Source organism: Bacteroides sp. 51 (assembly GCF_010500965.1).
GTDB lineage: Bacteria > Bacteroidota > Bacteroidia > Bacteroidales > Bacteroidaceae > Bacteroides.
On the sequence record NZ_QVMI01000070.1, the window covers coordinates 1 to 2719 of the forward strand.

A 2719-nucleotide genomic window follows, 5' to 3' on the forward strand; every position below is an offset into this window, starting at 1 on the left:
CAATGCGTTGCTTGAGCCGTATGAGGGGAAACTCTCATGTACGGTTCTTAGAGGGGAAAGCCCCAGTAATGGGGCTGACCTACTCGACACAAAATTGATATACGCCATAGGTGCGGTCGTCGGTTTGATTGGGGGTGTAAAGGTGTACGGAAAATTCAGTTCCGGCGATCCCGATACATCGAAAACGGCCGCGTCGTGGTTCGGTGCCTGTATATTTCTTATAGTTGCCGCTACCATCCTGCGCTCCTTCTTCCTTTAATCAGCTTCATACAGATAAGAGTTATGGAGTTTAATATTAACAAAGGGATAGGCAAAAGCGTGGAGTTCAAAGGTTTAAAATCACAATACCTTTTCATATTTGCCGCAGGCTTGCTTGCCGTATTCATTGTCTTTGTCATTATGTATATGGCAGGCGTGGATCAGTGGGTGTGTATCGGCTTCGGTGTAATCGCTGCATCGGTATTGGTATGGATGACCTTTAACCTGAATACAAAATACGGGGAACATGGCTTAATGAAAGTCATGGCTGTAAAACAGCATCCCCGCTATTTGATAAACAGGAAAACTCCGCACCGCCTGTTCAAACGGAAAAGAAAGGAGGTAGGATATGCGTAATATAATGAAGGCATCTACCATTGAAAACAAGTTCCCGTTACTGGCTGTCGAACATGACTGCATCATTTCAAAGGATGCGGATATTACGGTCGCTTATTATGTGGAGCTGCCGGAATTGTTTACAGTAACCAATACGGAATATGAAGCGATACACTCGTCCTGGACGAAAGCAGTAAAAGTCCTTCCTGAATACAGTGTGGTGCATAAACAAGATTGGTTTGTGCGTGAAACCTACAAACCACAGACTGATAAGGATGATATGAGTTTCTTATCCCGCAGTTTTGAAAAGCACTTCAACGAACGTCCTTTCCTGAATCACTCATGTTTCCTGTTCCTGACTAAAACAACGAAAGAGCGAATGAGAATGCAAAGCAACTTCTCATCGCTTTGTCGTGGGAACATTATTCCTAAAGAAGTCAATAAGGATACGAGTGTGAAGTTTCTGGAAGCTGTCGGGCAATTTGAACGGATAATGAATGATAGCGGATTTATTACGCTTACCCGTATCAGTTCGGATGAGATTACAGGAACGGATGAAAAGGCAGGGCTTATTGAAAAGTATTTCGCCTTGTCGCTCGATGATACCACCTGCTTGCAGGATATGGAACTGGGTGCCGACGGACTTCGGGTAGGTAGTAAACATATTTGCCTGCATACGCTTTCGGATGCAGAAGATCTGCCCGGACGTATTGGAACGGATATGCGGTATGAAAAACTATCGACCGATAGAAGTGATTGCCGTTTGTCGTTCGCTTCTCCGGTAGGATTACTTCTCTCATGCGACCATATCTACAACCAGTATTTATTTATTGAGGATAGTGCGGAGAATCTTCGGAAGTTTGAAAAGAGTGCAAGGAATATGCAGTCGCTTTCAAAGTACAGTCGTGGAAATCAAATAAATAAGGAGTGGATCGACCAGTATCTAAACGAAGCGCATAGCTTCGGGCTGACTTCCATCAGGGCGCATTTCAACGTGATAGCGTGGAGTGATGATGTGGAAGAACTAAAACATATCCGCAATGACGTAGGTAGCCAGTTGGCTCTTATGGAATGTAAGCCCAGACACAATACTGTGGATGCCGCTACTTTGTACTGGGCAGGAATGCCGGGTAATAGTGGGGATTTTCCTGCGGAAGAAGCGTTCTATACATTTATCGAACCTGCCTTGTGCTTTTTCACGGAAGAAACAAACTACCGGAGTTCACCCAGTCCGTTCGGTATCAAAATGGCGGACAGGGTTTCAGGTAAGCCACTCCATGTGGATATTTCCGACTTGCCCATGAAAAAAGGAATTATTACAAATAGGAATAAATTCATTCTTGGGCCGTCGGGAAGTGGCAAATCTTTCTTTACAAATCACATGGTGCGCCAATACTACGAACAGGGTACGCATATCGTTTTGGTGGACACAGGAAACTCTTATCAGGGATTATGCAACCTAATCAACAAGCGCACAGGTGGTCAGGATGGAGTATATTTTACTTACACGGAACAAAATCCGATTGCTTTCAATCCTTTTTACACGGATGATAATGTTTTCGATATTGAAAAGCGTGAGAGTATAAAAACGCTGATCCTTACCCTGTGGAAAAGGGATAATGAGCCGCCTTCACGGGCGGAAGAAGTTGCCCTCTCCAATGCAGTCAGCCAGTATATAGAAAAGTTGAAAACCGATAAAAAACTGATACCGTCTTTCAACACATTCTATGAGTTTGTCCGTGATGACTACAAAAAGGTACTGGAAGAAAAGAAAGTACGTGAAAAGGACTTCGATATAGCGAATTTCCTGAATGTACTGGAGCCGTACTATCGCGGGGGTGAATACGACTTCCTGTTGAACTCGGATAAGCAACTGGATTTATTATCTAAACGCTTCATTGTCTTTGAGATAGATGCGATAAAAGACCATAAAATCCTATTTCCCGTCGTAACGATCATAATCATGGAAGTGTTCATCAACAAAATGCGCCGTTTGCAGGGCATCCGTAAGATGATATTGATTGAAGAAGCATGGCTGTGACATGTAAGTCATGTGAGTGATTGTTTAACGTTCCATTCTACGGGTTGGAAATAGAATGATTAAACCTGCTGTTTCGTCAGCAGT

The 2719-nt window shown here is 43.5% G+C and carries 2 protein-coding genes and 1 pseudogene; all 3 read left to right on the plus strand.

The window, feature by feature from the left end:
- The first annotated feature begins 7 nt into the window (after window positions 1-7).
- Window positions 8-259 (plus strand): DUF4134 domain-containing protein, encoded by a 252-nt coding sequence (locus D0T87_RS23370; protein WP_239063861.1) that lies wholly within the window; start codon window positions 8-10, stop codon window positions 257-259.
- Between the two features lie 23 nt (window positions 260-282).
- Entirely contained in the window at window positions 283-615 is a 333-nt protein-coding gene (locus tag D0T87_RS23375; protein ID WP_129733324.1) for a DUF4133 domain-containing protein, read from the plus strand.
- Window positions 608-2629, plus strand: a pseudogene (locus tag D0T87_RS23380) (TraG family conjugative transposon ATPase); the annotation flags it as partial. The gene D0T87_RS23375 and the pseudogene D0T87_RS23380, both read left to right, overlap by 8 nt.
- Window positions 2630-2719 lie beyond the last annotated feature (90 nt).

Coding starts and splice junctions, on each gene's coding strand:
- D0T87_RS23375 (WP_129733324.1), top strand. CDS start 283: ATGGAGTTTAATATTAACAAAGGGATAGGCAAAAGCGTGGAGTTCAAA.